The organism is Mesorhizobium sp. LNJC391B00 (assembly GCF_000502535.1).
In the GTDB taxonomy this organism is placed as follows: Bacteria; Pseudomonadota; Alphaproteobacteria; order Rhizobiales; family Rhizobiaceae; genus Mesorhizobium.
Genome location: NZ_AYWI01000009.1, coordinates 150,821 through 175,425 on the forward strand (window position 1 = coordinate 150,821; position 24,605 = coordinate 175,425).

At 62.6% G+C, this 24,605-nt stretch carries 28 protein-coding genes; 11 read left to right on the plus strand and 17 right to left on the minus strand.

Annotated elements, in window-relative coordinates; genetic code table 11:
• Positions 1-44: 44 nt before the first annotated feature.
• Together X750_RS143475 and X750_RS143470 are read right to left on the minus strand one after the other, a co-directional pair.
• Positions 45-764 carry a response regulator transcription factor gene (locus X750_RS143475; RefSeq protein ID WP_023672025.1) on the minus strand — a complete coding sequence of 240 codons (720 nt, stop codon included), beginning with the start codon at positions 762-764 and terminating at the stop codon, positions 45-47.
• Positions 751-1,284: a MarR family transcriptional regulator gene (locus tag X750_RS143470; RefSeq protein ID WP_023683723.1), complete on the minus strand. Its 534-nt coding sequence runs from the start codon at positions 1,282-1,284 to the stop codon at positions 751-753. The genes X750_RS143475 and X750_RS143470 overlap by 14 nt, the downstream gene beginning before the upstream one ends.
• Positions 1,285-1,527: 243 nt before the next feature.
• Between X750_RS143470 and X750_RS143465 the strand changes: the two genes are divergently transcribed.
• The 3 genes from X750_RS143465 (at position 1,528) to X750_RS143455 (ending at position 3,750) form a co-directional block, all read left to right on the plus strand.
• Positions 1,528-2,421 (plus strand): branched-chain amino acid aminotransferase, encoded by an 894-nt coding sequence (locus X750_RS143465; protein WP_023748159.1) that lies wholly within the window; start codon positions 1,528-1,530, stop codon positions 2,419-2,421.
• A 145-nt stretch (positions 2,422-2,566) separates the two neighbouring features.
• Complete coding sequence (locus X750_RS143460) at positions 2,567-2,881, plus strand: hypothetical protein (RefSeq protein ID WP_023686110.1); 315 nt, start codon at positions 2,567-2,569, stop codon at positions 2,879-2,881.
• Between the two features lie 230 nt (positions 2,882-3,111).
• Positions 3,112-3,750 carry an MBL fold metallo-hydrolase gene (locus tag X750_RS143455; protein WP_023748160.1) on the plus strand — a complete coding sequence of 213 codons (639 nt, stop codon included), beginning with the start codon at positions 3,112-3,114 and terminating at the stop codon, positions 3,748-3,750.
• A gap of 67 nt (positions 3,751-3,817) precedes the next feature.
• Here X750_RS143455 and X750_RS143450 read toward each other — a convergent pair whose 3' ends face one another.
• The 3 genes from X750_RS143450 to X750_RS143440 all read right to left on the minus strand — a co-directional run bounded on the left by X750_RS143450 (position 3,818) and on the right by X750_RS143440 (position 5,214).
• A complete protein-coding gene (locus X750_RS143450; protein ID WP_023672020.1) occupies positions 3,818-4,243 on the minus strand; it encodes a BA14K family protein in 426 nt (141 codons plus the stop codon).
• 193 nt (positions 4,244-4,436) lie between these two features.
• Positions 4,437-4,649: a cold-shock protein gene (locus tag X750_RS143445; protein ID WP_023672019.1), complete on the minus strand. Its 213-nt coding sequence runs from the start codon at positions 4,647-4,649 to the stop codon at positions 4,437-4,439.
• Positions 4,650-5,001: 352 nt separating this feature from the next.
• Positions 5,002-5,214, minus strand: a complete 213-nt coding sequence (locus X750_RS143440; RefSeq protein WP_006202520.1) for a cold-shock protein — start codon at positions 5,212-5,214, stop codon at positions 5,002-5,004.
• 474 nt (positions 5,215-5,688) lie between these two features.
• Here X750_RS143440 and X750_RS143435 point away from each other — a divergent pair, with 474 nt between their 5' ends.
• Complete coding sequence (locus tag X750_RS143435; protein ID WP_023748161.1) at positions 5,689-6,105, plus strand: Kazal-type serine protease inhibitor domain-containing protein; 417 nt, start codon at positions 5,689-5,691, stop codon at positions 6,103-6,105.
• A gap of 556 nt (positions 6,106-6,661) precedes the next feature.
• Here the strand turns inward: X750_RS143435 and X750_RS1000000166505 are convergent.
• From X750_RS1000000166505 to X750_RS143425, 3 genes are read right to left on the minus strand one after another with little or no spacing between them, the layout of a single operon-like run.
• The gene (locus X750_RS1000000166505; protein WP_023689689.1) at positions 6,662-6,799 is read right to left on the minus strand and encodes a hypothetical protein; all 138 of its coding nucleotides are present in this window, start codon (positions 6,797-6,799) and stop codon (positions 6,662-6,664) included.
• A gap of 37 nt (positions 6,800-6,836) precedes the next feature.
• On the minus strand, positions 6,837-7,103 hold the full coding sequence (locus tag X750_RS143430; RefSeq protein ID WP_023683726.1) for a hypothetical protein: 267 nt from the start codon (positions 7,101-7,103) through the stop codon (positions 6,837-6,839).
• Complete coding sequence (locus X750_RS143425; RefSeq protein ID WP_023748162.1) at positions 7,100-7,369, minus strand: hypothetical protein; 270 nt, start codon at positions 7,367-7,369, stop codon at positions 7,100-7,102. Before X750_RS143425 ends, X750_RS143430 begins: the two co-directional genes overlap by 4 nt.
• A 320-nt stretch (positions 7,370-7,689) precedes the next feature.
• Between X750_RS143425 and X750_RS143420 the strand changes: the two genes are divergently transcribed.
• Positions 7,690-7,872 carry a hypothetical protein gene (locus X750_RS143420; RefSeq protein ID WP_023695784.1) on the plus strand — a complete coding sequence of 61 codons (183 nt, stop codon included), beginning with the start codon at positions 7,690-7,692 and terminating at the stop codon, positions 7,870-7,872.
• A 203-nt stretch (positions 7,873-8,075) separates the two neighbouring features.
• Positions 8,076-9,710, plus strand: a complete 1,635-nt coding sequence (locus X750_RS143415) for a sulfotransferase (protein WP_023748163.1) — start codon at positions 8,076-8,078, stop codon at positions 9,708-9,710.
• A gap of 7 nt (positions 9,711-9,717) precedes the next feature.
• Here X750_RS143415 and X750_RS143410 read toward each other — a convergent pair whose 3' ends face one another.
• Entirely contained in the window at positions 9,718-10,071 is a 354-nt protein-coding gene (locus X750_RS143410; protein WP_023748164.1) for a DUF1428 domain-containing protein, read from the minus strand.
• A 71-nt stretch (positions 10,072-10,142) separates the two neighbouring features.
• Positions 10,143-10,571 (minus strand): glyoxalase/bleomycin resistance/extradiol dioxygenase family protein, encoded by a 429-nt coding sequence (locus tag X750_RS143405; protein ID WP_023705894.1) that lies wholly within the window; start codon positions 10,569-10,571, stop codon positions 10,143-10,145.
• 218 nt (positions 10,572-10,789) lie between these two features.
• Here X750_RS143405 and X750_RS143400 point away from each other — a divergent pair, with 218 nt between their 5' ends.
• Positions 10,790-11,404: a glutathione S-transferase gene (locus X750_RS143400; protein ID WP_023748165.1), complete on the plus strand. Its 615-nt coding sequence runs from the start codon at positions 10,790-10,792 to the stop codon at positions 11,402-11,404.
• 49 nt (positions 11,405-11,453) lie between these two features.
• Here X750_RS143400 and X750_RS1000000166510 read toward each other — a convergent pair whose 3' ends face one another.
• The 4 genes from X750_RS1000000166510 to X750_RS143385 all read right to left on the minus strand — a co-directional run bounded on the left by X750_RS1000000166510 (position 11,454) and on the right by X750_RS143385 (position 18,207).
• The gene (locus tag X750_RS1000000166510) at positions 11,454-11,627 is read right to left on the minus strand and encodes a hypothetical protein (RefSeq protein ID WP_023672009.1); all 174 of its coding nucleotides are present in this window, start codon (positions 11,625-11,627) and stop codon (positions 11,454-11,456) included.
• A 148-nt stretch (positions 11,628-11,775) separates the two neighbouring features.
• The gene (locus tag X750_RS143395; protein ID WP_023748166.1) at positions 11,776-13,302 is read right to left on the minus strand and encodes an ABC-F family ATP-binding cassette domain-containing protein; all 1,527 of its coding nucleotides are present in this window, start codon (positions 13,300-13,302) and stop codon (positions 11,776-11,778) included.
• A 340-nt stretch (positions 13,303-13,642) separates the two neighbouring features.
• Entirely contained in the window at positions 13,643-16,819 is a 3,177-nt protein-coding gene (gene uvrB / locus X750_RS143390) for an excinuclease ABC subunit UvrB (protein ID WP_023748167.1), read from the minus strand.
• Positions 16,820-16,941: 122 nt separating this feature from the next.
• Positions 16,942-18,207, minus strand: coding sequence for a hypothetical protein (locus X750_RS143385; RefSeq protein ID WP_023748168.1), 1,266 nt, complete (start codon positions 18,205-18,207; stop codon positions 16,942-16,944).
• A gap of 146 nt (positions 18,208-18,353) precedes the next feature.
• Here X750_RS143385 and X750_RS143380 point away from each other — a divergent pair, with 146 nt between their 5' ends.
• Positions 18,354-19,400 carry a CapA family protein gene (locus X750_RS143380; protein WP_023748169.1) on the plus strand — a complete coding sequence of 349 codons (1,047 nt, stop codon included), beginning with the start codon at positions 18,354-18,356 and terminating at the stop codon, positions 19,398-19,400.
• Between the two features lie 46 nt (positions 19,401-19,446).
• A complete protein-coding gene (locus X750_RS143375; protein WP_023748170.1) occupies positions 19,447-20,415 on the plus strand; it encodes a DUF3137 domain-containing protein in 969 nt (322 codons plus the stop codon).
• A gap of 116 nt (positions 20,416-20,531) precedes the next feature.
• Here the strand turns inward: X750_RS143375 and X750_RS143370 are convergent, their stop codons facing one another.
• Both X750_RS143370 and X750_RS143365 read right to left on the minus strand, forming a co-directional pair.
• Entirely contained in the window at positions 20,532-21,026 is a 495-nt protein-coding gene (locus X750_RS143370) for a DUF2314 domain-containing protein (protein ID WP_023748171.1), read from the minus strand.
• A 101-nt stretch (positions 21,027-21,127) separates the two neighbouring features.
• Entirely contained in the window at positions 21,128-21,643 is a 516-nt protein-coding gene (locus tag X750_RS143365; RefSeq protein WP_023672002.1) for a hypothetical protein, read from the minus strand.
• A gap of 286 nt (positions 21,644-21,929) precedes the next feature.
• On the opposite strand from X750_RS143365, the gene X750_RS143360 reads away from it, so the two are divergent.
• Positions 21,930-22,562, plus strand: coding sequence for a hypothetical protein (locus tag X750_RS143360; protein WP_155924143.1), 633 nt, complete (start codon positions 21,930-21,932; stop codon positions 22,560-22,562).
• 118 nt (positions 22,563-22,680) lie between these two features.
• On the opposite strand, the gene X750_RS143355 is transcribed toward X750_RS143360, so the two are convergent.
• Complete coding sequence (locus tag X750_RS143355; protein WP_245271891.1) at positions 22,681-22,917, minus strand: hypothetical protein; 237 nt, start codon at positions 22,915-22,917, stop codon at positions 22,681-22,683.
• A gap of 658 nt (positions 22,918-23,575) precedes the next feature.
• Between X750_RS143355 and X750_RS143350 the strand changes: the two genes are divergently transcribed.
• Complete coding sequence (locus X750_RS143350) at positions 23,576-24,514, plus strand: diacylglycerol kinase family protein (RefSeq protein ID WP_023733332.1); 939 nt, start codon at positions 23,576-23,578, stop codon at positions 24,512-24,514.
• The last annotated feature ends 91 nt before the right edge of the window (positions 24,515-24,605 follow it).

A 24,605-nucleotide genomic window follows, 5' to 3' on the forward strand; every position in this document is an offset into this window, starting at 1 on the left:
CGATGGCCACACATCTATGGCCAAGGGCGGCCGTCAGCGGCATTCTATTCCACGCTGAGCCGATACCCAATACCGCGCACCGTCTGCAGCCAGACCGGATTGGACGGATCGCGCTCGATCTTGCGGCGCAGGCGGTTGATCTGGACGTCGATGGTGCGCTCGCCGACTTCCGAATCGTCGCCGACAAGCTCGTGACGCGGGATCGTTTCGCCGGCCCGCGCGGCAAAGATCGCCAAGATCTCCTGCTCGCGGTCGGTCAGCTTCAGCGCCTCGCCGCCCCGCTTCAGCTCGCGCCTGGCGATCTGGAAGGTGTAGGGGCCGAAGACCAGCTGCTCGACCTTGGGCGTCGTCGCCGGGCCGCCGCGGCGCAGAATGTTATTGATGCGCAGGATCAGTTCGCGCGGGTCGAAGGGCTTGGGCAGATAGTCGTCGGCGCCGGCCTCGAGCCCAGTGATGCGGCTGTCGGTTTCCGATAGCGCGGTGAGCATCAGGATCGGTACGTTCTTCTCTGCCCGCAGCGCCTTGGTGAGGTCGACGCCGGTCTCTCCGGGCATCATGACGTCGAGGACAAGGAGGTCGAAGTCGAGTCCTGCAAGCTTTCGCCTGGCCTCGCCGGCATTTCCGGCGACTGTGACGCGAAAACCATTTTCGGTCAGATACTGCTTGAGCAAATTGCGAATGCGGGTGTCGTCGTCGACCACAAGCAGATGCGGCGCGTCATCGTCCGGCGCCGTCGGCTGGTCCACCCTCTCAATGGTCTCCATGGCTTTTCCCTGACATGTTTGCAGGCACAATGTCGATCTGCGCCCTTAGTTCCGGATTGACCATGGCTTCCAGGAATCGTTCGATCAAGGGACGCTCGCTGGCTCCGGAATCTTCCAATGCAGCACGGATGCGGCGTGACTGTGGCCGCGCCAGGGCCAGCGCCAGGGCGCGCCCCTTGGCTGTCGGATAGAGCTCCCGCTGGCGGCGGTCGCGCGGACCCTGCAATTGCACGATATGGTCGGTGTCGATCAACTGCTTGAGCACCCGCGCCAGGCTCTGCTTGGTGATCTTGAGCACGTCGAGCAGTTCAGCGACCGTCAGTCCCGGCCGGCGGTTGACGAAATGCAGCACCCGGTGATGGGCGCGGCCAAAGCCGTAATCGGCCAGGATCTGGTCCGGATCGGAAGTGAAATCGCGATACGCAAAGAAGAACAGTTCGATGATGGCGAAGTCGATGCCGTCCTCGTCGGTGATCGGCGTCTTGATCGGTTTTCCGGCAGCTGGGCTTCGATCCGTCATCATTTCTCCGTCCATAGAGGGAATTATGTCAGTACTATTGACGTAATTCCCCTGCAATGGTAATTTTTGGCAAGCTTTTGGGCGGATTGCGAACGAAAAGGCAAGGGGGTGCGGTTTTTCCGGAACTTCCTAAGTTTGCCAGAGTTCAATTCTCCGCTTACGCTTCGAGGGGCCGCCCGATGCGGCTGTCGCGCAAAAAAACAACACTAGTGATGTGCGGGCCGCCGCCCGCGGGAGGTTTCCATGGCATCCGTTCCCTTCGACCAACTGGACGGCTTCATCTGGATCAACGGCGAGTTCGTCAAATGGGCCGATGCCAAGATCCACGTGCTGACCCACGGCCTGCACTATGCCAGCGCCGTCTTCGAGGGCGAGCGCGCCTATGGCGGCGCCATCTTCAAGCTCAACGAGCACACCGAGCGTCTGCATGAATCGGCGCGCCTGCTCGGCTTCAATATTCCCTATTCCGTGGCCGAGCTCAATGACGCCTCGACCACGCTTCTGAAGAAGCAGGGTCTCCAGGACGCCTATGTCAGGCCGATCGCCTGGCGCGGCAGCGAACAGATGGGGGTGTCGGCGCAGAACAGCCGCATCAACTGCGCCATCGCCATCTGGCAATGGCCGAGCTATTTCGACCCGGCGCAGAAGCTCAAGGGCATCCGTCTCGATCTGGCGGAATGGCGCCGGCCCGATCCGCGCACCGCGCCGTCGAAGTCGAAGGCCGCCGGCCTCTACATGATCTGCACCATGTCCAAGCATGCCGCCGAGGCCAAGGGCTATGCCGATGCCATGATGCTCGACTGGCGCGGCCAGGTCGCCGAAGCAACGGGCGCCAACATCTTCTTCGTCAAGGATGGCAAGATCCAGACGCCGAAGCCCGATTGCTTCCTCGACGGCATCACCCGCCGCACCGTCATCGGCCTCGCCAAGGACCGCGGCCTTGAAGTCGTCGAGCGCGCCATCATGCCTGAGGAACTCGAAGGCTTCGAACAGTGCTTCCTCACCGGAACGGCAGCGGAAGTGACGCCGGTCTCCGAGATCGGTCCGTACCGATTCGAGGTCGGCGAGATCGCCAAGACTTTGATGAACGACTATTCTGCTGCGGTGCAACCTAAGCATGCGATAGCCGCAGAATAACGAAAGTCACAGCTTTTTTCGCAAGCAGGGGCGGTTTTGAGGCCGGCCCCTTTATTTCAGCATCTGTGCATTTGACTTTCGTATAATTCAGCGTCTCATGATGGTGTCGGCCCGGGAGGCTGGCAGCTATGGAGGGACTAGGTACATGGATACGAATACGCTCATTGCGCTCGTTGTACAGGTAATTGCAGGTGTTGTCGGTGGTCAGGCGGTCGGCGTTGCGCTGAAGAATGCGGCGATGGGCCAGCTGACCAAAATCATCGGTGGCGCCGTTGGCGGCGTCGGCGGCGCGGCGATCCTCGGCAGCCTGCTCGGCGGCACGGCCGACCCGGCAGCGGCTGCCACGGCAGCGGGCGGATTGGGTGATACGCTGAACCTCAAAAACCTGCTCGGCGGCGCCGGCGGCGGCGCCATCCTGACCGGCATCATCGGTGCGGTCATGGGCGCGATGAAGAAGTAAGCCTCTAGATCATTCACCGTTTCACGGCGAATGATCTAGTTTGTTGTTTTACGCAATTCCGGACGGAAAACCGCTTTACACTTTTCCTGGAATTGCCCGAGACTCAGGCTTCGTCAAATGGGCGGCCGTTGGGCCGCCCATTTCTGTTTTGGGACGGACTGTTTGCCTTTCAGCAGTGGACGGCCTTCGCCCACGCCTCTACATCACTCTGGACCAGCGAAAGGACAATCATGGGTCAGCTCAATGCCGGCATCGTGCCGGTCACGCCTTTCCAGCAGAACTGCACCATCCTGTTCGACATGGATGACAAGCATGGCGTCGTCGTCGATCCGGGCGGCGACATCGACAAGGTGCTGGCGGTGCTGAAGGACAATGCGATCACCGCCGCTGCGATCTGGATCACCCATGGCCACATCGATCACGCCGGCGGCGCCATGGAGCTGAAGGAAGCACTCGGCATCGAGATCATCGGCCCGCACGAAGCCGACAAGCTATTGCTCGACAATCTCGAGAACCAGGGCCAGCGCTACGGCATTGCCGGGGCGCGCAACTGCGTGCCCGACCGGTTTCTCGCAGAGGGCGAGACGGTTTCGTTCGGCTCACATATGTTCGAGGTGCTGCACTGCCCCGGCCATGCGCCCGGCCATGTCGTATACTACAATCGAGCGGCGAAGTTCGCTCATGTCGGCGACGTGCTGTTTCGCGGCTCGGTCGGGCGCACCGACCTGCCGGGCGGCGACCATGCGGCGCTGATCGCCTCGATTAAGAACAAGCTTTTGCCGCTCGGTGACGAGATCGGCTTCATCTGCGGCCACGGCCTGGGTGGCCGCTTTGGCGAGGAAAGGCGGACCAATCCCTTCCTGACTTAGCGATGTCTTTCTGCCAAGAAAAAAAGCGCTGGCCTTGCGGTCAGCGCTTTTTGTGGGACAGGGAAGCTCAATTCGCGACGCAGAAATGCTGCTCACCGTCATTGCCGGTGAACGTGCCGCTGCGGGCATTGAAGCTCCGGTAGCGGTCCGAGCAGTATTCGTACCAGTCGCGGGTCCACGGCTCGGCATAGCGGTCGGCATAGACGACCCGCGGTTCGGCATAGTAACGGCGCACCGGCGCCGGCCGCACTTCGCGGTAGTCGTAATCGTCGTCATAGCTGCTGTAGCGCGGCTGCGGGTTGCTCAGCGCACCGGCGATCAGAGCGCCGGCCGCAAGGCCGACGACACCGGCCGCAAGCGCGTCGCCATTATGATGACGACCATGGCCATGATGCCAGCGGTTCCAGTCCTTGGCATTGGCGGCAGGCAAGGTGGCGAGGGTGGTCGCGGCGAGAGCGGCGCCCAGGATGGCGGTCTTGAAAATGCGATTCATTTTGGTCTCCTTCGTGCCGGCCCGGATAGTTTTCGGGGGATGCGGTCCAGCCTGGGGGACGATTAATAGAAGACCGTGGCTGAACGGGGGCTGAACGGAATTGGCTGATACGATCCAGTTCTTGCGGCAAAACCAAGCGCGTACGCAAGGCGCTCCGCCTCGTCAATCTCCGTCCGGACTGTCTTGAGCCGGCTTAGCCGACCGACAGGTTGACGGCCTTCGGACCCTTGCCGCGCTTGTCCGGCTCGGTGTCGAATGTCACTTTCTGTCCATCCTCCAGACCGGAAAGACCCGAAGCCTGCACGGCCGAAATATGAACGAAGACATCCTTCTGCCCGTCGTCGGGCGTAATGAAGCCGAAGCCTTTGGCGTGATTGAAGAATTTGACGGTGCCGGTCTGCGGCATGGGAAGCTCCCTTTGATCCCACAAGTCCAGTTTCGGGCCGGCAAATGCCCGAAGGGAAATTTGTCCTTTATTTTAGCGCTATCGGCAAGAGAAAGTTTTGGCGACGGCGGCAACGCTGAAGGCTGCTCAAATAGATCGTGGCACCGAAGGCAATTCGCGCCAGACGATTGCTCCGGCGATCAGCCACGGCATTGACCGGCAAAAGCGTCCTTTGCCTCCGGCGACGGCGGACATGAAAAAGGCGCAACGGGAAACGTCGCGCCTTCGAAACTCTGGACGGCTGACAACGCCGGTTCAAACACGCTTGAGGTGCTTTTTCGAGCGCCCTGACGGGCGCGCGGGCACCGCCGGTTCAGGCCGCGCGGAGGTTGACCGCCTTCGGACCCTTGCCCATGCGGTCGGGTTCAACGTCGAAGGTGACCTTCTGGCCGTCGACGAGGGTACGCAGACCCGAGGCCTCGATCGCGGAAATGTGGACGAACACATCCTTGGCGCCGCCGTCGGGCGTGATGAAGCCGAAGCCTTTGGTCGCGTTGAAGAATTTAACGGTGCCGGTCTGGGCCATTGGGGAAACTCCTTCACCCGTGTCAGTCTTGTGGTTTGCCCGCCGCCTGGCATCGTGGGCAAGTCCCGGTGGTTGCTTCGGCAGTCCTGCATTTGCGCATGGTAAAACCCCCCGCCGAAAACGGGGCCGTCAGAGATTCACAGTATCGGGGAAAGGTCGTCCAAAACGTTCCGCTCTCCGGGTCGCAAATGCCCGAACACAAAATTTATCGCACGGAAACGTGATCGTTGCAAGATAGCGCCGCGGGCCGCGTCCATCGACGCGTCCCGACGCAGGCGCTTCGATAAACCCGGCCTCTTGAGAGTTCACCAGCCAGAGCCCGGCCACGCATGGTCCAGCGGTCTGGTCCAGGGCCAGACCAATGCGGGGGCGAGGCATCGCATGGCTCCCGCGCGGCAAACGGGGGTTGCATTTGGAAAGGGAATGGCGAGGATCGACAGGCGCGTTTTGCGCCGGCTCGAGGGAGGCATATTCATGAGATTTCTTGCGACGATCTTCTCGCGCCAGGGTTTTATTATTCTCTTCCTGTCGGGTCTTCTTGCGGCCTGCACCGTCGTCGTCGATGACGGGCCGGGACCACGTCCGCGCCCGCCACGGCCGGAACCGGAATTCTGCACCAGGCAATACGAGCCGGTCTGCGCGCGGCGCGGCGGTGACCGCCAGACCTTCGCCAATGCCTGCCTTGCCGAACGGGAAGGCTACCGCATCGTTCGCGACGGCCCTTGCCGCGACGGCGGCGGTGGTGGCGGTGGTGGCGGCGAAGAGCCGACATTCTGCACGCGCGAATACGCCCCGGTCTGCGCCCGCCGCCATGGCGAACTGCGCACCTTCCCCAACGCCTGCGAGGCCCGTGCCGCCGACTACCGCGTCGTCGAGGACGGCCCCTGCTGATTTTTCCTTCTCCCCTGTCGGGTGAGTCCGCCGGAGGCGAATTCACCGTCCCACTGGCACGATAAAAGGCGGCGAATGCCGGGACCCTGCGAAGCAGCGGGGACCGGGCGGGTGGACCGGACCACCCTTGGTCCTTCGCAGGCTCAGGGCGTTCGAAACTCGAAAAAAGCCAACAATTGGCTTTTCGTCTGCTGCGCGGACCGCTTCTCACCCCCAAGGGAGAAGGCAAGGTCGCGGATCGGAGTGGTTGCCTACGCCGAATACGCCCCGTCGGCCGGGCCGGCATAAAGCTCTGCGCCGTCCTCGTCGCAAATGCGCAGACGGTCGGGGATCTGCGGCATGGCGAGGCTGTGGAACAGCGCGGTGGCGCCCTGCAGGGCGGCGCGCAGGTTCGGCGCGTCCAGCGATACCTTGTCGAGCGTGGCTTCGTCGACGTCGCGCGAGCGGCTCGACGAAGAACGTCAAGCAAGCCTCCGTTGCAGAGTTTTGCGCGAGATCGTCAGTCCGAGATCGTCAGTCCATTGCCGGCAGGTGCGCCAGGCGCGCCCCTGGCTGGTCAGCCCTTCGACTTCGGCTTCAGGCCGCTCTCGGCTTGCTTGACCGAGGAACCGAACGGGGAGGCGGCCTTGGCCACCACCTTGTCTTTCCTGGGCTTGCGCGTTTCGCGATTGCTGCGCTGCTGACCCTTGGCCATCTGTCTGCTCCTTCGTACGTGCTGGGTGGGTGCGGTGTCAGACGGCCGGGCTGTCGGGGACAGCCGGGGCGTCCGCCACTTCGAGGTTGTCTTCCGTGGTGACCCGCTCATAGGTCTCCTGCTCGCTGCGGATGCGATATTGCGGCGAGCCATCCTTGACCGGCAATCTGCTCTTGATCTGAAACAGCTCGGCGGTCTTCTGGGCGAGCCCGCTGCGGCTCTTCATGCGCACGGTCTGGCCGACGGCGAAGAGGTGCGAGGGCGTGTCGGTGCGCGGACGCGCATTCTGCTGGAAGCGGATCATGCTGCGTTCTCCTGGTCGCGCCTCAGCGCTGTTTCGAGTTCGAGGTAGTCGATGGCGACAAGCTGGCTGGTGGCCGGGTTCTTCACCGCCCTTGCCGGCAAATGGATGAAGGTGGCGACGCGACGCCAGGCAAGCCGCGACATGCCCTCGATCAGCTCTTCGTCGTGATCGATGTCATAGTCGCCGGCTGGCAGTTGCCCTTCCAGCCCGCCAAGCACGAAGGGTGCCGCGAAATGGGCGATGGAATGGGTGGTGCGATCCGGCATTGGCTTGGCTCTGGTTCGTCGATGCTTTCCGGCATCAACAGGGAACTCAACCATCGGCGATTGGAATGAGTTTGGCGGGTCGAGTATCTCCGACGCCGCTATATGCCAAGCTTGGCCCAAAAAACGATCTCAGACCAATAATCCGAAATTGCTGATTATTCAAGCTGATTTCCGCCACGGCTCGGCCGATATAAAAATTTCTCGTATAAACCTCTAATAAATCTGCTATCCTGGAACAATATCAGCCAGTTTCTTATTTAGAGAGCATCGGAATAATTATTCCAGTGCCTAAGATTATTTTTTACGAAAGGGCAAAATATATGAGAATCATGAAAACGCCGGATCGTCCGACCGCAACAATCGAGCCAATCGTCCTCTTCCCCAAGGCAATGTCAGTGCGCCTGACGATAAGAAGCGACGAAGCGGCACGGCGCAAGATTGCCGACACCGACGGCACGCAACGGCGGGAGCGCCGGCTCGCCGAGAGCAACCGGCTGATTTGAACGCTACATTTTCCTGGAATTCCTCTAGAGTTTCGAAGAGGTCCGCGCCCTTGGCGAGCCCACTCTTCCCTTGAACCTGCAGCGCCGATGGCCTAGATCGCGGCAAGCGGACAAAACACGGCAGGTTTCCCATCAACAGAGATCAGAGAAGAGCGGCGGGTGCTGGAGCTGGCGGACAGGCGCCGCTGGGCCTCGACCAATATGTGCAGCAGGCGCTGCAGCTGCATCAGGCCGGGCGCCGGCAGGAGGCCGAGACGCTGTACCGGCAGGTGCTGGCGCGCAAGGCCAATCACCCGGCAGCGGCGCATTTCCTGGGCCTGTTGCTGCACCAGACCGGGCGCAGCCCCGAAGGGCTGGAGCTGATCGAGCAGTCTGTGCGTCTGCAGCCGAAGAATCCCGATTTCCTCAACAATCTCGGCACGGTGATGCGCGATCTCGGCCGCGTTGCCGCGTCCGCCGATTTCTTCCGCGGCGCGGTCGATCTCAAGCCCGACCAGCTCGCGGCACGCGACAATCTGGGTTCGGCGTTGAAACAGCTCGGCCAGTTCGAGGCTGCGGAGGACATCTATCGCGGCACAATCGGGCGCAATCCCTTCCATGTCCGCGCCCGCATCGGGCTTGCCGAAACGTTGCAGGAAGCCGGTCGTCTGGACGAGGCGCTGGCGACCTTTCGCGAGGCGCTGACGATCCGGCCCAAGGATGCCGACCTGTTGCATGGGCTCGGCGTCGGGCTGATGGAAAAAGGCAAGCTCGATGAAGCGGCAGACCTGTTCCGGCAGGCGTTGGCGATCACGCCAGGCATGGCAAAGGCCTGGCTGATGCTGACGCAGGTCAAGCGCCAGAAGGAGCGCGACGCCGAACTCGCCGGCATGGAGGCCCAGCATGCCAAGGCGCCGGCCGACAGCCTGGCACGCATGCAGCTGTCCTTCGGTCTCGGCAAGGCCAATGACGATTTGAAGGACTACAACAGGGCCTTCGACTATTTCGCTGAAGGCAATGCGATCCGCCGCAAGGGCATCGATTATGATCCGGTCAGGACGCGGGCCGAATTCGAGGCGATGAAGACGGTGTTCAACGCCGGCTTTTTCGAAAAGCACAAGCCAAGTGCAATCTCCGACGACACGCCGATTTTCGTCGTCGGCATGCCGCGCTCCGGCACCACGCTGGTCGAACAGATTATCGCCAGCCATCCACAAGTCTATGGCGCAGGCGAGCTCAGCATGTTGAAAACCGCGGTCGGCAAGCAATTTCCGCTGACCATGCCCGGAGGTTTCCCCTGGGGACTGGTCGATGTATCCGACGCGGAGTTTGCCGAAGCGGGCCAAGCCTATCTCGACATGCTGCAGGAGCGCCATCCCAACTTCAGGCATGTCACCGACAAGATGCCCGGCAACTTCCTGCTCATCGGCTTCATCCATATGATGCTGCCGAAAGCCAAGATCATCCATTGCGCGCGCGATGCGGCGGCGACCTGCCTTTCGATCTACAAGGTGCATTTCCGCGGCGACAACCACCGCTACGGCTATGATCTGGGCGAGCTCGCCGATTTCCACAATATCTACACCGACATCATGGCGCATTGGCACGATGTTCTGCCGGGCGTCGTCCATGACGTGCGTTACGAGGATTTCGTGGCCGACCAAGAGGGACAGACGCGGGCGCTGATCGCGCATCTCGGCCTGTCCTGGGATGACAAGGCGCTGTCGTTCCACGAGACCGACCGCCCGGTGCGCACGGCCTCGGCCGCGCAGGTGCGCCAGCCGATGTATCAGGGCTCGGTCGATCTCTGGAAGCGCTATGGCGACAGGTTGAAGCCGCTGCTGGACAAGCTGGCCTGAGCAGCGGCTAAAGCTCGATGAAGGGCTGGAAGCCGCCGAAGATCATGCGCTTCATATCGAAGGGCATGGGCCCCGAATCGGGCGTCAAACGCGGATCGGCCATAACATTGGCCATTACCGCGTCGCGGCTTTGCCTGGACGAATAGACGGCCCAGGCGAAGACGACGATCTCGTCGTCTTTTGCCTGAACGGCACGCGGAAACGAGGTCAACTCGCCATAGGGCACGTCGTCGGCGGTACATTCGACGTAGGCGAGCGCTCCGTGTTCCTTCCATATCGGGCCTGCGAGGTTGGCCAGCTTCTTGTAGTCATCGATATTTGCCTTCGGCACGGCGAGCACGAAACCATCGACATAGGACATGAGGTTTTCCTTGGAGTATCTCACAAAGCTCCTTACCGGCGTCAGCCGGTGAGGAGCTTTGTCAGCGGTGGTCAGTCTTTCTTCGCCGGCGCGTTCATCGCCCATTCGACCCCGAAGGGGTCGCGCATGTTGCCCCACTGGTCGCCCCAGAACATCAGCTGCAGCGGCACTGCGACTTCGCAGCCGGCATCGACCGCGCGCTTCCACCAGCCATCGATCTCGTCGGCGCCGAGATGGAGCTGCATGGTATAGCCCTGCGGCTTGACGGCAGGCATGCCGTTTTCGGGGTAGAAATCGGAAATCATCAGCGTCGAGCCGTTGATGTGGAGATGAATGTGCATCGTGCGGCCCTGCTCATCGGGCGGATAGAAGAACACCTGTTCGGCGCCGAAAGCCTTCTTGTAGAATTCGGCGGCCTTGAAGGCGCCGTCCAGCTGCAGATAGGGGGTCAATCCACCGAGAACTTTCGCGGCCGGCTGAATGGGGGTCTGGTCGGTCATGTCTTGTTCCTCTTTGGGTTTGGTCTGGGCATTTGGTTTGGCCTTGCGAACCCTAGGACGAACGAGCCGGCGGCGATCCTACATGTCTGATGCGATTTTCTGGGCCGATGCATTTTGGGGTGAAATGAACTTGCGTCGGCGGCGCCCAATCAGAGCGCAATCCTCGGTATGAGCAGGCTAGAAAAGGGGACTGCTCCTTCAACCCCGCTGAGACGACAATGATCCTCTATTACCAGACCCATTCGCCCTTTGCGCGCAAAGCGCTCGTCTTCGCCCATGAGGTCGGGCTTGCCGACCGGCTCGAGGTCATTCATCACGAGACCAGCCCGACCTTGCGCAATGCCCGTGTCTACGCCGAAAACCCGCTCGGCAAGGTGCCGGTGCTGCTGCGGCCGGATGCGCCGCCGCTCTTCGATTCCGATGTCATCTGCGCCTATCTCGATACGCTGCATGACGGCCGCAAATTGCTGCCGCCAGATGGCGAGGCGCGCTGGCAGGCGTTGCGGCTGCAGGCGGTCGCCCAAGGCCTGGCGCAGACGGGCATAGGCTTGCGCTGGGAGACGGAAAGGCGGCCCGAACAGTTGCGCTATGCGGCGCTTGCCGAAGGCTACCGGGAAAAAATCGAGGCCAGCTATGACTGGATCGACAGCGCGCTGGACGACGAGACACCGCTCCATGTCGGCCATATAGCGCTTGCCACCACGCTGTCCTGGATGGCGTTCCGCCAGCTGCCGTCCTTTCGCGCGCGGGCGCGGCTGACGCGCTGGTTCGAGGCGTTCGAAAAGCGTCGATCGATGCAGGCGACGCCGCTGTCGGGCGATACGCATGACTGAGCAACGGTCGCCCCGCGGCGGCCTGCATCGATCTTTCCCGACCGCATGGTCAGGGCGCCCTGCAGATCCGCGGGCCGTTTTGCGCGTCGATGAGGATTTCCGGCCAGCCGATATCCTTGCGCAGTTCGATCGGCAGGGCCAGAAGCTCGCGCTCGCTGCGATAGCGGGCGCGGTTCTGTGCGTAACGGGCGGCGACGCGGCCTATGGATGACAAAATGGACATGATGCGTTCTCCTCAGATGAAGCCGGCATCATCGTGTCGGCATCCCAAGGACGCAGCAGGTTCAGCCGATCCGACAGAACGCTGAAAATATTTGCGGGAGATGCGAAAGCATGGGCCGCAACACGGTGCGGCCCATGGTGGTAGTTCCTCAGCCCGCCGTTTCAGCGACCGAACGGAAGAAGTCCTCGGGGTCTTCGACTTCGGTCAGCTTCCGCTTGTCGATCAGCCAGAAGCGGTTGCCGATGGCGCGGATGAAGGAGCGGTCATGCGAGGCGAGCACACAGCTCGCCTGGTGCTTGAGCAGTTCCTCCTCCAGCGCTTCCTGGCCGTCGATGTCGAGATGGTTGGTCGGCTCGTCCAGCAGGTAGAAGTTGGGGTGGGTGAGCCTGAGCGCCAGCATCATCAGCCGCGCCTTCTGACCGCCGGACAGCACACCGATCTTTTTCTCCTGCATCTCAATGACCACGCCAGCGCCGGCAAGCAGCGAGCGGGCGCGTTGCTCGCCGACATCGTAGCGGCGCGAGACCAGGGCCAGCGGGGTCTCGTCGCCACTGATGCCGGCCAGCGCCTGGTCGCTGTAACCGAGCACCGTCGATGGCGTCACATTGACGTTCGGCACCGTGTCCGGCTCGGCGATGGCGTTGCGGATCAGATCGACGAAACGCGACTTGCCGACGCCGTTGCGGCCGAGCAGCACAATGCGATCGCCCTGGCAAATGTGGCGCTTGCCGGTCTTGAACAGCAGCATGCCGTCCGGCGTTTCCACCGCGGCGTCGTCCAGCGTAATCAGCACCTTGGCATGGGTGCCGCGGTTGGCCAGTCGGATCGCGCCGGCCGATTTCTCGCGATGCGCCGATACCGCGGCGTCTTCCAGCTTCTCCGCCCGTTCCCTGAGTTGCTTGGTCTTCACCGTCAAAAGGTCGCTTCCGGAATTGATGCCGATGTTGTTGAGCTTGGCGGCCTGCTTGCGCAACTGCTGCGCCACCTTCATGTCGCGCTCGAACCGGCGCGCCGTCGAAGCGTCCAGGTCGTCGAGCGCTTGCCTGGCCTTGGAATAGGGCAGTGCAAACACCGGCGAGTCCTCCGGGCGCAAGAACAGCGTGCGGTTGGTGACGGCGTCGAGAAAGGCGCGGTCGTGACTGGCGATGACCACCGGCACCTCGCGGGGCAGCGCGATCAGCCAGCTTTCCAGCTGGCTGATCTTGGCGAGGTCGAGATGATTGGTCGGCTCATCGAGCAAAAGCACATCCGGATCGGTGACCCAGACGCGGGCGATCAGCGCCAGCCGCTGCCATCCGCCGCTCAGCGCCTGCATCGGCCGTTCGCGCATCGGCTCGGGCACGTCGAGCGAATCCAGCACCACATCGACGCGCCACATCTCGCTGTCGGCCTGCTCGGCCGGCAAGGCATCGGCCACCACCTGATGGAAGGTGCGGCTAAGAAGGGCAGGCGGAACCGACTGCCCGACATGGCCGACACGCAGGCCGCGCGTGCGAGAAATGTCGCCCGAGGTCGGCTCCAGCGCGCCGGTCAGGCATTTGAGCAAGGTCGACTTGCCGCGGCCATTGGCGGCAATGATGCCGAGCCGGTCGCCGGTGCCGATGGTGAGATCGAGGTTGGAAAACAGCGGCGCACTCATGGTGACACCGAGGGATTTGAGGCTGATCAGGGCCATTGTGATTTCTCTGGTCTCGCCGGAGACAACTCCGGATGCACTTTGACGGTGTGCTTGCCGGCCATCAGGCTCAGCTTTGCGCACCACGAAAGGCAGACCAAAAAATCGAAACGGGAAAAAACCCGTAATGTCCCTGGTCAACCCTGCAAGCGAACTCGCAAGGCAGAAATCGGGCCACGCTGATGATGGTGATCGATAGACACGCAGCCCTCCTTTCAAGACAAAACTTTGAGTGTGTGGAGCGATTACACCAAAGGCGGGGGTGGAGGCAAGTGGGCGACGGATGCGGCGGTGGTGGAGCGCTCTTTCCTTCTCCCACAAGTGGAGAAGGAAAGAGGTGCTACTTCCCCGGCCGTCCCGTCTTTCCCGGCCGGCGCTTTTCGCGGCGGGCGTCGCCTGGGTCTTCGTAGGAGCCGATGCCGGCGCGCTGGCGAACGAATGGTTTTGGGGAATCGTCGCGTTCCTTCGCGCCCCCCTCTGCCCTGCCGGGCATCTCCCCCACTCGGGGGGAGATTGGCTGGGGCTTGGCCGGCACTTTCCCTTCGACCGGCTTTTCCGTGCGCCGCACGGTCATCTCGTCGAGCGAATTCTTCTTGAACAGTGGCTTGGTGGCGCCGCCCGGAATGCCGAAGTCGGAGCCGTGCGCTTCCTGCGCCGACTGTTTCTTGAACAGCGAGCGCGACACCGCGCCTGACGGCGTCGGCATGTCGGTACCAGGCCCCATATCGTCGATCGACGGCTTGGCAAATAGCGGCTTCTTCACCGGCACGGCGCCCTCGGCACCCATTTCGTCGAGCGCCGGCTTGCGGAAGAGGTTGGACCGGGCAGCCCTGGCCGCCTCTTCAGCCGCGCGTGCGTCGTCGAACTTGCGGAAACGCTCCTGTTCCTCAGCCGTACGGTGCTTGGCCACGCCCTTGTTGTGCTTGCCCTTCTCGCGGCCGGAGACCGGGCTTTCCATGTCGGCGTATTTGGCCAGCGGGTCTTCCGAGATGGACAGTTCCATCTCGCGCAGCCGCTTGATCTCGTCACGGATGCGGGCGGCCTTCTCGAAGTCGAGATTGGCGGCGGCGTCGCGCATCTGCTTTTCCATGGCGTCGAGATGAGCCTTGAGATTGTTGCCCATCATCGCACCGGCGCCGTCGGTGAACTGCGAGATATCGGCGCGGACATGGTCCTTCTCGTAGACCGAGTCCAGAATGTCGGAGATGCGCGACTTCACCGATTCCGGGGTGATGCCGTTGGCCGCGTTCCATTCCATCTGCTTTTCGCGGCGGCGGTTGGTCTCGGCCATCGCCCGCTCCATCGAGCCGGTGACCTGGTCGGCATAGAGGATGACCTTGCCGTCGACGTTGCGGGCGGCGCGACCGATGGTCTGGATCAGCGACGTCTCGGAGCGCAGGAAGCCCTCCTTGTCGGCGTCGAGGATGGCGACGAAACCGCATTCAGGAATGTCGAGGCCTTCGCGCAGCAGGTTGATGCCGACCAGCACGTCGAAAGCGCCGAGGCGGAGATCGCGCAGAATCTCGATGCGCTCCAGCGTGTCGATGTCGGAGTGCATGTAGCGAACGCGCACGCCTTGCTCATGCAAATATTCGGTCAGGTCTTCGGCCATGCGCTTGGTCAAAACGGTGACCAGCGTGCGGTAGCCGGCGGCCGTGGTGTCGCGGATTTCGCCGACGACATCGTCGACCTGGCTTTTCGCCGGGCGGACTTCGACCGGTGGATCGATCAGGCCGGTCGGGCGGATGACCTGCTCGGCGAACACGCCGCCGGCCTGTTCCATCTCCCAAGCGCCGGGTGTCGCAGAAACCGCGACGGAGAGCGGACGCATCGCATCCCACTCCTCGAAGCGCAGCGGACGGTTATCCATGCAGGAGGGCAGGCGAAAACCATACTCCGCCAGCGTCGCCTTGCGGCGAAAGTCGCCACGATACATGCCGCCGATCTGCGGCACGGTGACGTGGCTTTCGTCGATGAAGACCAGCGCATTGTCAGGGATATATTCGAACAAAGTCGGCGGCGGATCGCCCGGCTGGCGTCCCGTGAGATAGCGCGAATAGTTCTCGATGCCGGCGCAGGAGCCGGTGGCTTCCAGCATCTCCAGATCGAAGCGGCAGCGCTGTTCGAGCCGCTGTGCCTCCAGCAGGCGGCCGGCGCGCTCGAGCTCGACCAGCCGGTGCTTGAGCTCCTCCTTGATCGACTTGATCGCCTGGTTGAGCGTTGGACGCGGCGTCACATAGTGCGAGTTGGCGTAGATCTTGACGCTCTTCAGCTCGCCGGTCTTCTGGCCGGTGAGCGGATCGAATTCGGTGATCGCCTCGATCTCGTCGCCGAACATCGAGATGCGCCAGGCGCGGTCCTCAAGGTGCGCCGGGAAGATTTCGATCGTGTCGCCGCGCACGCGGAACGAGCCGCGCACGAAATTGATGTCCTGGCGCTTGTACTGCTGGGCGACGAGGTCGGCGAGCAGCGCCCGCTGGTCGAGCCGATCGCCGATCTGCATCTGGAAGGTCATCGCCGTGTAGGTCTCGACCGAGCCGATACCGTAGATGCAGGACACCGAGGCGACGATGATGACGTCGTCGCGCTCGAGCAGCGAACGCGTCGCCGAATGGCGCATGCGGTCGATCTGCTCGTTGATCGAGGATTCCTTCTCGATGAAAGTGTCGGTGCGCGGAACGTAGGCTTCCGGTTGGTAGTAGTCGTAATAGGAGACGAAATACTCCACCGCATTGTCTGGGAAGAATTTCTTGAACTCGGAATAGAGCTGCGCGGCCAGCGTTTTGTTGGGCGCCAGGATCAAGGCAGGGCGCTGCGTCTGCTCGATCACCTTGGCCATGGTGAAGGTTTTGCCGGAGCCGGTGACGCCGAGCAGTACCTGGGTGCGGTCATTGTTATCGACGCCCTCGACAAGATCCTTGATGGCGGTCGGCTGGTCGCCGGCCGGCTCGAAATCCGACACCATCTTGATAGCGATGCCGCCTTCGGATTTTTCCGGGCGGGCAGGGCGGTGCGGCGTCCACAGCACGCCGTCCTTGTGCAGCGGGTTGCCGGATTCGATCAGCGCCGACAGCGCCGCGACCGTCGCGGTGACGCTGCCCGAGGCCATCGTCTCGGCGTCTTCCAGCGAGATGTCGAGACCGGCGACCGGGTTGAGGCCGGCGGCGGTGCGCTCGCGCGCCGTTGCCGCGCCACCCATCGAGGTCCCGCGCGAACTGCGGCCGGGCGCAGCGGACCGCTCCGGGATCTTCTTCGCGGACCTTGGTGATTTGCCATCGCCCTTACCGGTGAGACGGCCTTCCTTCTCGGCCTCCTGCTCTATCTGCTCTGCCCAGTCGGCAATGGAGCCGCTCAGCGGCGTGCCGGTGAAGTCAGCCTGCGGCGCCTCGGCGAAGCCACCCTTGTGCAAGGGCTCCGAAGCATCGAGGAAATCGGTCAACGGGCTGCGCCGCTTGGGCGGCGAAGCGCTGTTGTCACCCGCCGGAGACGGTGTCTTTTTCTCGGGAAGTTTGGCCATGCCCCAAATATGGGCAGAGTCCGCCAAAATGGAAAGAGTGCAGTGGCAAGGGACACTAAGCGGGTCGAAGCTCCTGACACAAGGGTGTCAGGAGCTGTGTCACGCAAAGCCGGGCCACCTGCTCAATTGAACCACAGCGCGAAGGTCAAAAACCCACCGCCACCGAACTGACGCTGGATCTGGTCGAACTCGCCGCTGGTCACGATCTCACCACTCTCGAGGTAGGGCGCGATGGCCGGGCCGGTAATCGACAGCACCAGGTCGAAAGGCTTCGGTTCTTCGAAGAAACGCTTCATGTTGATGCCCTGGCCGGTGCTGGCCGTGATGCGGAAATGCGGCAGCAGCTTGCGGCCTTCCAAAAGGTCTTCGGCCATGGTCAGAGTGGCGAGCCAGGCCTCGACCTGCTCCTCGCCGACTTCGAGTCCCGTGAGCGGGTTCTCGCCCTTCTGCTGCGGTCCCGGCAGCCATTCGCGGTCATTGTCGGTCTCGGCGCGGATCGCCTTCCAGTCCTGGCGCGACAGCCGGATCATTTCGAGCAGATGGCGGCGCGCCGCTTGACGTCGCTCGGGCTCGACCACCGGCCAGTTGACGAGGTGAACCATGGAGATGAAATCCGCGATGCGCCATTCCGATGAGAAGATGCTGCTGCCCATGTCCCCGGCGGGAGGCACCAGAACGTCCTGCAGCGGCAGTTTGGCGTGCGGGAACAGCATGTGGAACGAGCCGTCGAACATGGTCCTGAAATCATGCGCCAGCCAGAAATCGGCCTGCGCCATCAGGAATTCGGCATAGCCCTGCAGCCAGAAACCGTCGGCCCGGTCGAAGCGGAATGTGAGCGAGGGAGCGGCGCCGTCCGACGAGATACCGCCGCGCGACAGCGAGGCCATGATCGCGGCTATGCTTTCATCCGGCGCGATGGCACGGTCTTCGTTGAGATCGATGCCGGCATGGGTGAGGTCGACGACCATGCCGATATCGGCATCGGCGGGTACCGAGCCCAGAGTGGCCGCGGATGTCTCCAGCCGGTCGCGGAAGGCGACCAGAATGGCGCGGAACTGCTCATAGGTCAGCGGTTCGGGATTGGGATTGTCCGGAATCGGCAGCCGCATCAGCGGCAGCATGAAGGATTGCGGGCTTTCGAACCCGTGGCGGTGCAGACCGCCGGCGAGGATTTCCAGCGCGGTGAAGAATTCGCCGGCGCCGGCGGCATAGGCTGACGCCGGATCGCCCTGGGCTGCAGCCTCGAGCGTGGTAAGCGCGGCGTTGCGCTCGGTCACCGTTTTGGCCTCGAACAAAGCGGTTGCCGCTTCGGGCGCGGCGGCGCGGGCCGAAGATAAAGGCAGCAACAGGAGGAGGGCGGACGCCAGCAGGCCTGCAAAACGTGTCATCTCATCCCTCCACTATGCGATGCGCAGACATTACACGCATTTGGCGCCGTGTCTGCCGGCGGCAGTGTTTCAAGGACTGACGGTCGACACTTCCCGGGCAGACCGTCTACACAAGCTAACCGATTGGGCAAACGATTGGGCGTTGCGTGTCGAATTATCCGCTTTCCTACAAACTGTCATGGCTGCCGCGCTTCCTGAAACCGTCTCTCGGCGGCGATGTCAGGGATTTTGCGCCGATCGCGGCAACGACACTCATCGATCCACCGCCAGGGCGCAAGGTGCGGCTGGCCTTTGTCGGCGATATTTCGGCGGTGGCCAACCATAGTGCGCCGGAGTGCGATCCGGAGATCGCAAAGCTCTTGGGCTCAGCCGATCTGGTGATCGGCAATTGCGAAAGTCCGGTCGTCGAGCGGCCGAGCGTGGCGTTTGGCACGCGGCTTGGCACTCACCATGCGATGAGCGAGCGGTTTCTTGCCGCGGCGCTTGCCGCCGTAGGCATCGCGCGCGAAAGGCTCGTGCTGTCGCTGGCCAACAACCATGTGCTCGACCAGGGCGTCGCCGGTTTCGACGAGACGGTTGCGGCGCTGAAGCGGCTTGGCATCCGCCCCATCGGCACCGCGAAAAAAGGGCCGGTCGAACAGGTCAAGGCCGGGCCACTGACGATCGGCTTTGCCGCTTTCACACTGTGGCGCAATGCCGACGCCGCAGTTTTCAATGAGCGTGTGTCGATGCAAAGCGATCCGGCGGCATGGCCGAGCGGCGCGGCCGACAAGAACATCGACCTCACCTGTGCGGTGCCGCACTGGGACTGGGAGTTCCGGCATTTTCCGCAGCCGCAAACGCAAACGCTGGCGAGGGTGCTGGCCGGTCACGGCGTCGGGCTGATTGCCGGGCACCACGCCCATGTCGTGCAGCCGGTGCAATGGGTCGGCAAGACGCTCGTGGCTTACGGGCTTGGCGACTTCCTCGGCACGGCGCTGGCGCGGCAGCCCTGGCCCGGCCGCATCGCCGGCATTTTCGTCGTCGATGTCAGCGCCGATCTCGGCATGCGCGGTGCGATCGCCGGGTACCGGATGCATCCCTTCATGCGGCTGCGCGCAGGCGGGCATGAGCGGCTGGTTCCGGTCGAGGCGCTGACTGGCCGGGTGAAGGGCAAGGTCCAGGCCAGGCTGAAGGCGATCTTTGGCGACTGACAACTTTCCCGTTATCATAGGTATAATAGGACTTTGCGAGGGGGCGATGGAAGCAGCTGAGTTCATGCCTGATGAAGCGGTGGTCGCCGGCATCAGGAAGAATATCGAGATCTATGAGGCTGGACGGGCTTCGGCCTGCCGCCAGGTGCGCTGGCGGGTGCCGGTGTTTCTGGGGCTGCTGCTGGTTTTTGTCGTGCTGGTGGCCTGGCTGTTCAACAAGGTCGCCGACTTGAACGAGCAATGGTTCTCGACGCCGCATGTGTTCCTCTATGTCGGCGGTTTCTTCGCGGCGCTGCTGCTGTACTTCCTGGCGATCAGGCCGGCGACGCGGCTGCAGCAATCGTTCCGTGACACGCTGCTGCCGATCATCTTCGGCTTCATCAGGGATGTGCGCTATCAGCACAGCGTGACGCCGAATTCCTTCGACCGGCTGCCGCGCGCCGTGGTCGGCGCCTTCAACCGGCAGAGCTTCGACGACATCGTGTCAGGCCGCTACGAGGATTTTCCCTTCGAGCTTTACGAGGCGGAGTTGCGCCAAGGGTCGGGCAAAGGCTCGTCGACGGTCTTCAAGGGCGTCGTCGTCGCCTTCGAGACCATTGCGCCGTTCCCCGGCATATTGGTCGCGACACGCCGCAGCAACGCGGTGGTCGGTTTCTTCCGCGGCATCTTCGCCGGCAAGATGGAGGAACTGTCCAGCGGCGATCCGCTGCTCGACGGCGACTACGAATTTCGCACCGACAATGTCGCCGCCGCCCAGCCGTTGGTGAGCGGCCGGCTGGCGCAGGCGCTGAAATGGCTGCACGAGACATGGCGCGATGATCCGGCGCGGGTGGCGCTTAATGGCAGCGATGGTTTCCTGCTCTTGCCGCAGCCGAAGAATTTCTTCGAACTGCCCGCCATTTCCGTGCCACTCGATTACACCAAGCACATCGCGCCGATGATCGCCGATATGGGCGCGATCTTGGCGACGGCGGCGCTGGTGCGCAAGACCGGCGCGACGGATGGCGAGGCCTAAAGCGCCGCGCGTCGAAACGAATTCATGCGACGCGCTTCAGGTCTTGTTTTGATGCATATCGTTGCCCCAAAACGGAGGTCCTGTTTAGGCGCATGCATTAGCCAGGCTGCCGCGCGTCAGCAGGCGAAGCCGTAGTTCTGGCGGTAATATTCGACGTCTTCTTGCGCCATCGTCTTGAACATCACGCAGACGGTGAAGCTCCCGACCTGGCGACCGTTTCTGGTGTAGCCCCAGTCGGAAATATCGTCCCGCTTGAATTCGAGTTCCTGGCCGGCCACGACATTGTGCACCGCTTGCGGCTCATTGGCCAATGTTCCTGCAAATCCGGTCGCGGTCTTGTGGAAGGGGATGATCCAGAAATGCTCCGAGGCGTCTCCGTCCCTGACCTCGACTTTCAACTTGTAGCTGGTTGTCCCGGCTGGCGGCGCATCCGACAAGGACAGGAATTCATCGAGGCTGGCGCGCGCCTGCGCAATGGCCGCCGCCATGTCCGGATCGTCCCTGGCGACGCCTACAACCTTGTCGCCGCCCTGGCCGGAATCCTGCGCACCGGCCGGAACCGGCGCCAACGCCAGCACCAGGGACAGCACGGTTCGAACTGCATGCTTCATGAAATGGCGCTCCTGCGTGTCGATGCCTGACACCATCATGCATCTATCTGGAGTTTTCAACGGCAGTGCGACAGCGTGGTATGGTCCGAACGGCAGGCCGCTCACAACCCGCTCGGCACCAGCCCTGCCAGCCAGTTCGCGGACCGCTTGGCAATGCCGACCGTTGCCGACGCGACGCGGCCGAGATCTGTCTTGACCACGGCGTAGCCGTTCCTGGTGCGGTAGAGCACGCCTGTTCCGCCATCGACCACTTGCTCGTAGGCGACGGGCCGTACCGCTGCTGCCTCCATGGCCGTCGTCGGGGAGCCGACGGGAACGCTCGGCCGATGGCTCAGTTCCGGCGGCAACGGGGTTTGGACATTCCGGCTGGCCGGCTTCAGTTCCGGGCGGGATGCGGCCGCCGCCAGTTGCGAAGAAGACGCCGACCCCTTGCTGCGGCAGATGCCAGAGACCAGCGGATAGTCGAAGTTCTTCTGGTGCAGCATCTGGCTTTTCATCGCCGCTTCGCAGTCGGCGATAGTCGCCCACTTCGCCGGCGTCTCGCCGATATATTCGCAAAGCTTGGCGTCGCAGTCGCAGCCGACAATGGTCATGGCGACAAGGGCGGTCTTGATCACGGTCTTGTCCTTCGGATTGCCCCCCGGCAGCCAGTCCTTCCATCGCGCGCGAACAAGGCGGGATTTTGGCCGCGATCACGCGATGAGCCGGGGGATGCGTTTTTCGGGTACGGCTCACTATAGGTTGATTTCGAGACACCCGGTAGCAGATAGGGCGGGAGCGTGATGCATTTGCAGGAAGAAGCCTGAATAAATCTTGTCGGCTATGGCCGCGACAACTGTTTCTTGGCCCGGTTTTCTACTACGATACTCATGGGGCGATACAACAATATAGGAGGGGTTTGTCATGGGAAGAATTGTCCGGTCCGCTGAGCCTGTGCCGAAAAGGGATTCAACGCTCGAGGGCATTCCAGGCGATGCTCCGCTCGGCGTCGACGATGACAAGCAAGAAGATCAAGGATCGAAAGGCGGCGACGGCTATCTCGACCGGGTTGCGAAGTACGTGCCTGCCGAAGTCGTGGCATTTTTCATCTTCGTCAACTCCATCCTGGTCAATGCCACTGAGCAGCCGGTTGCCAAGGCGTTGACCGATGCGGTGGCGGAAGAGACCAAAGGCAATCCGAGGGACATTCCGGGTAAGGTGCAGGCAGCCATCTATAAGATTGAAATGGCCGGTATCAGCGTCTGGACCATTTCATGGATCATGTTGATCGTCGCGCTGGCGATGACGCCGGTGTATCTGAAATCGGTCAGCGATTCAGCCGACAATGCGGAGGCTCCGGGAGCCAACATCGTCATGTCGATGCTCGCCTTCCCATTCTGGGCCTATGCCGTCAACGCGCTGGCCCTCAGGCCATGGCATGACGGTGCGCTGGCCAGCATCATGCTCGCCACCTTCACGCTCATCAGCGGCGCCATACGGCCGGAATATATAAACGCTGGCCTCAATTTGATCCCGGGCATCGGCCCGAAGAAGTAGCTTGGCCCGCCGGGCAGGCCGCGGTGCAGGGCGCGTCTTCAGTCGTAGAGGTGTTCCAGCCTCGCGCCTGCTTCGAACAGCGCCGGCAGCACGATGTGCAGCTTGCGCACGGCGACGATCAGCCCGGTGCGACGGGTGGCCGGATCGATCGGAACGGTTGGCTGAACAGCGCCCGGGCGCCTTCGGGCGGAGCGAAGTCTGCCGCCGAAAGCACGGTGAGCATGATCGCGTCATTGCCACCGATCTCGACGAAGGACACGCCTCTGTCGATCAGGCGCGGGATCATGTCGGTGAATTGCTGATCGCGCATGGTGATGAAGATGGTTCCGTCAGCGCCGAAATCGCGTTCCAGCAAAGTATCGGCTTCTTCACGCGTCGCTTCGCCGACCGGACCTTGGCCCAAAAGACAGTCGGCGCCGGGATTTCTCCCAGCGCCTCCCTGTCAGATCAGGACACGGTCGCGGCAGCAACTTCCGCAAAGTCGTCGCGCCATGCCGGCCTTGATTTTGACGGTCCTGCCAGTCACCGCCCGAGGGCAGTGCCCGTTCCAGACCACGCCGTTCTCCACCCTTGCGAGCTTCGTTCGGCGCGCCATCGAAGGTTTTCGCCGTCCTTCATGGCAGCATCGGTCCGCCGTTGGCGTTCGCACGCTTTCCGCGGCCCCGTAGGTCTCGGCATCCGTCCCTCGAACAAGCAAGCCTGCTCTCGCTTCGGGCCGTACGGGCCTCAGGAAATCCGCCTTTTCGCTTTGCCTTTCGGCGTGGCGATCGGTAGCCGCCTGAGATGGTTAAACTTACGCCGGGTAAGGGTTTTGGGGAATGGGCGTGAGCCTGTGGATAACGGGATTATCGGGGATCGTTTGCCACAAAGCTCGGAATTTCGACTCCAGCTGCATTAGACAGCCCGCCCGCTTTTTGGCGCCTGATCGGCTGTGCCCCTTGCTCCGCCGGCTGGCGCGGGCTTCAATGCCGGCAAGCATCGAGCCTATCGGCTCGGTGCGGGGAGGGTGCGCATTGAAAGTCGGGGTGGTGCTCAATCCGATTGCCGGCGGCGGCCGGCTGAAACGGCATTGGCCGGAGGTCGCCGCATCGCTGAAAAAGCATTTCGGCGAATTCGAGCTGCGCGAGACGCAGGCCGAGGGCGACGCCGAAAGGCTGGCGCTCGACCTCGCGGCAAGCGGCTTCGGGCTGGTGATCGCGGCCGGCGGCGACGGCACCGCCAGCGAGGTGGCCGACGGATTGCTGCAGGCATTCGATGAGAGCGGCCGGACAACCGAACTTGCCTTGCTGCCTTGCGGCACCGGCATCGATTTCGCGCGCGGACTTGGCCTGCCGAAAGAGGTGGATGCGGCGTTGAAGCGGATCGCCGAAGCCAAGGCGCGCAAGGTCGATGCCGGGCGCATCTGCTACATCGACGACCATGGCGCGCTGGCCAGCCGGCACTTCATCAATATCGCCAGCCTCGGCCTGTCCGGCGCCACGGACCGTGCGGTCAATGCCGACAAGCGCAAGGGCAGGATGTCGGCCAAGGCGCTGTTTTTCTGGCGCACCGTGGTCGAGTTCATCCGCTACCGCTTCCAGGACGTCAGGATCACCGTCGACGATGGCACCCCGGTCGAGGCGCGCATGGCGCTGGTGGCGGTCGCCAACGGAAAGTTCTTCGGCGGCGGCATGATGATCGCCCCGGACGCCGAACTCGCCGACGGCCAGTTCGACATCGTCATCCTGCGCGCGGCCGGCAAGCTGAAGCTGATCTGGGATATTCGGCTGCTCTATGGCGGCCGGCACCGCAACCATCCGGCCATCACCATATTGCGTGGCCGGAAAGTGGTGGTCGAACCTATCGGCGATGTCGAGAAGAACGGCGCGCTGGTCGACATAGATGGCGAGTCGCCGGGGCGTATACCCGCGACGTTTGAGATCCTGCCCGGAGCGCTGACGCTGAGATATTGAATCAAGGCGTTGAGGGATTGATTCAGGTGGTTTGAGCGGCGATTCCGGCCAACCGGCCAGGGGCCTGAAATCGCAGGACATATTTACCCGG

Bases quoted from the DNA above. Each gene is read 5' to 3' on its own strand.
- X750_RS1000000166505 (WP_023689689.1), bottom strand. From the start codon at position 6,799: ATGGCCAAGGGTCAGCAGCGCAGCAATCGCGAAACGCGCAAGCCCAGG.
- X750_RS143360 (WP_155924143.1), top strand. From the start codon at position 21,930: ATGGGAAGAATTGTCCGGTCCGCTGAGCCTGTGCCGAAAAGGGATTCA.
- X750_RS143425 (WP_023748162.1), bottom strand. From the start codon at position 7,369: ATGCCGGATCGCACCACCCATTCCATCGCCCATTTCGCGGCACCCTTC.
- X750_RS143455 (WP_023748160.1), top strand. From the start codon at position 3,112: ATGGGTCAGCTCAATGCCGGCATCGTGCCGGTCACGCCTTTCCAGCAG.
- X750_RS143385 (WP_023748168.1), bottom strand. From the start codon at position 18,207: ATGACACGTTTTGCAGGCCTGCTGGCGTCCGCCCTCCTCCTGTTGCTG.
- X750_RS143475 (WP_023672025.1), bottom strand. From the start codon at position 764: ATGGAGACCATTGAGAGGGTGGACCAGCCGACGGCGCCGGACGATGAC.
- X750_RS143375 (WP_023748170.1), top strand. From the start codon at position 19,447: ATGGAAGCAGCTGAGTTCATGCCTGATGAAGCGGTGGTCGCCGGCATC.
- X750_RS143400 (WP_023748165.1), top strand. From the start codon at position 10,790: ATGATCCTCTATTACCAGACCCATTCGCCCTTTGCGCGCAAAGCGCTC.
- X750_RS143420 (WP_023695784.1), top strand. From the start codon at position 7,690: ATGAGAATCATGAAAACGCCGGATCGTCCGACCGCAACAATCGAGCCA.
- X750_RS143430 (WP_023683726.1), bottom strand. From the start codon at position 7,103: ATGATCCGCTTCCAGCAGAATGCGCGTCCGCGCACCGACACGCCCTCG.
- X750_RS143440 (WP_006202520.1), bottom strand. From the start codon at position 5,214: ATGGCCCAGACCGGCACCGTTAAATTCTTCAACGCGACCAAAGGCTTC.
- X750_RS143445 (WP_023672019.1), bottom strand. From the start codon at position 4,649: ATGCCGCAGACCGGCACCGTCAAATTCTTCAATCACGCCAAAGGCTTC.
- X750_RS143405 (WP_023705894.1), bottom strand. From the start codon at position 10,571: ATGACCGACCAGACCCCCATTCAGCCGGCCGCGAAAGTTCTCGGTGGA.
- X750_RS143410 (WP_023748164.1), bottom strand. From the start codon at position 10,071: ATGTCCTATGTCGATGGTTTCGTGCTCGCCGTGCCGAAGGCAAATATC.
- X750_RS143370 (WP_023748171.1), bottom strand. From the start codon at position 21,026: ATGAAGCATGCAGTTCGAACCGTGCTGTCCCTGGTGCTGGCGTTGGCG.
- X750_RS1000000166510 (WP_023672009.1), bottom strand. From the start codon at position 11,627: ATGTCCATTTTGTCATCCATAGGCCGCGTCGCCGCCCGTTACGCACAG.
- uvrB (WP_023748167.1), bottom strand. From the start codon at position 16,819: ATGGCCAAACTTCCCGAGAAAAAGACACCGTCTCCGGCGGGTGACAAC.
- X750_RS143460 (WP_023686110.1), top strand. From the start codon at position 2,567: ATGGATACGAATACGCTCATTGCGCTCGTTGTACAGGTAATTGCAGGT.
- X750_RS143470 (WP_023683723.1), bottom strand. From the start codon at position 1,284: ATGACGGATCGAAGCCCAGCTGCCGGAAAACCGATCAAGACGCCGATC.
- X750_RS143465 (WP_023748159.1), top strand. From the start codon at position 1,528: ATGGCATCCGTTCCCTTCGACCAACTGGACGGCTTCATCTGGATCAAC.
- X750_RS143435 (WP_023748161.1), top strand. From the start codon at position 5,689: ATGAGATTTCTTGCGACGATCTTCTCGCGCCAGGGTTTTATTATTCTC.
- X750_RS143450 (WP_023672020.1), bottom strand. From the start codon at position 4,243: ATGAATCGCATTTTCAAGACCGCCATCCTGGGCGCCGCTCTCGCCGCG.
- X750_RS143395 (WP_023748166.1), bottom strand. From the start codon at position 13,302: ATGGCCCTGATCAGCCTCAAATCCCTCGGTGTCACCATGAGTGCGCCG.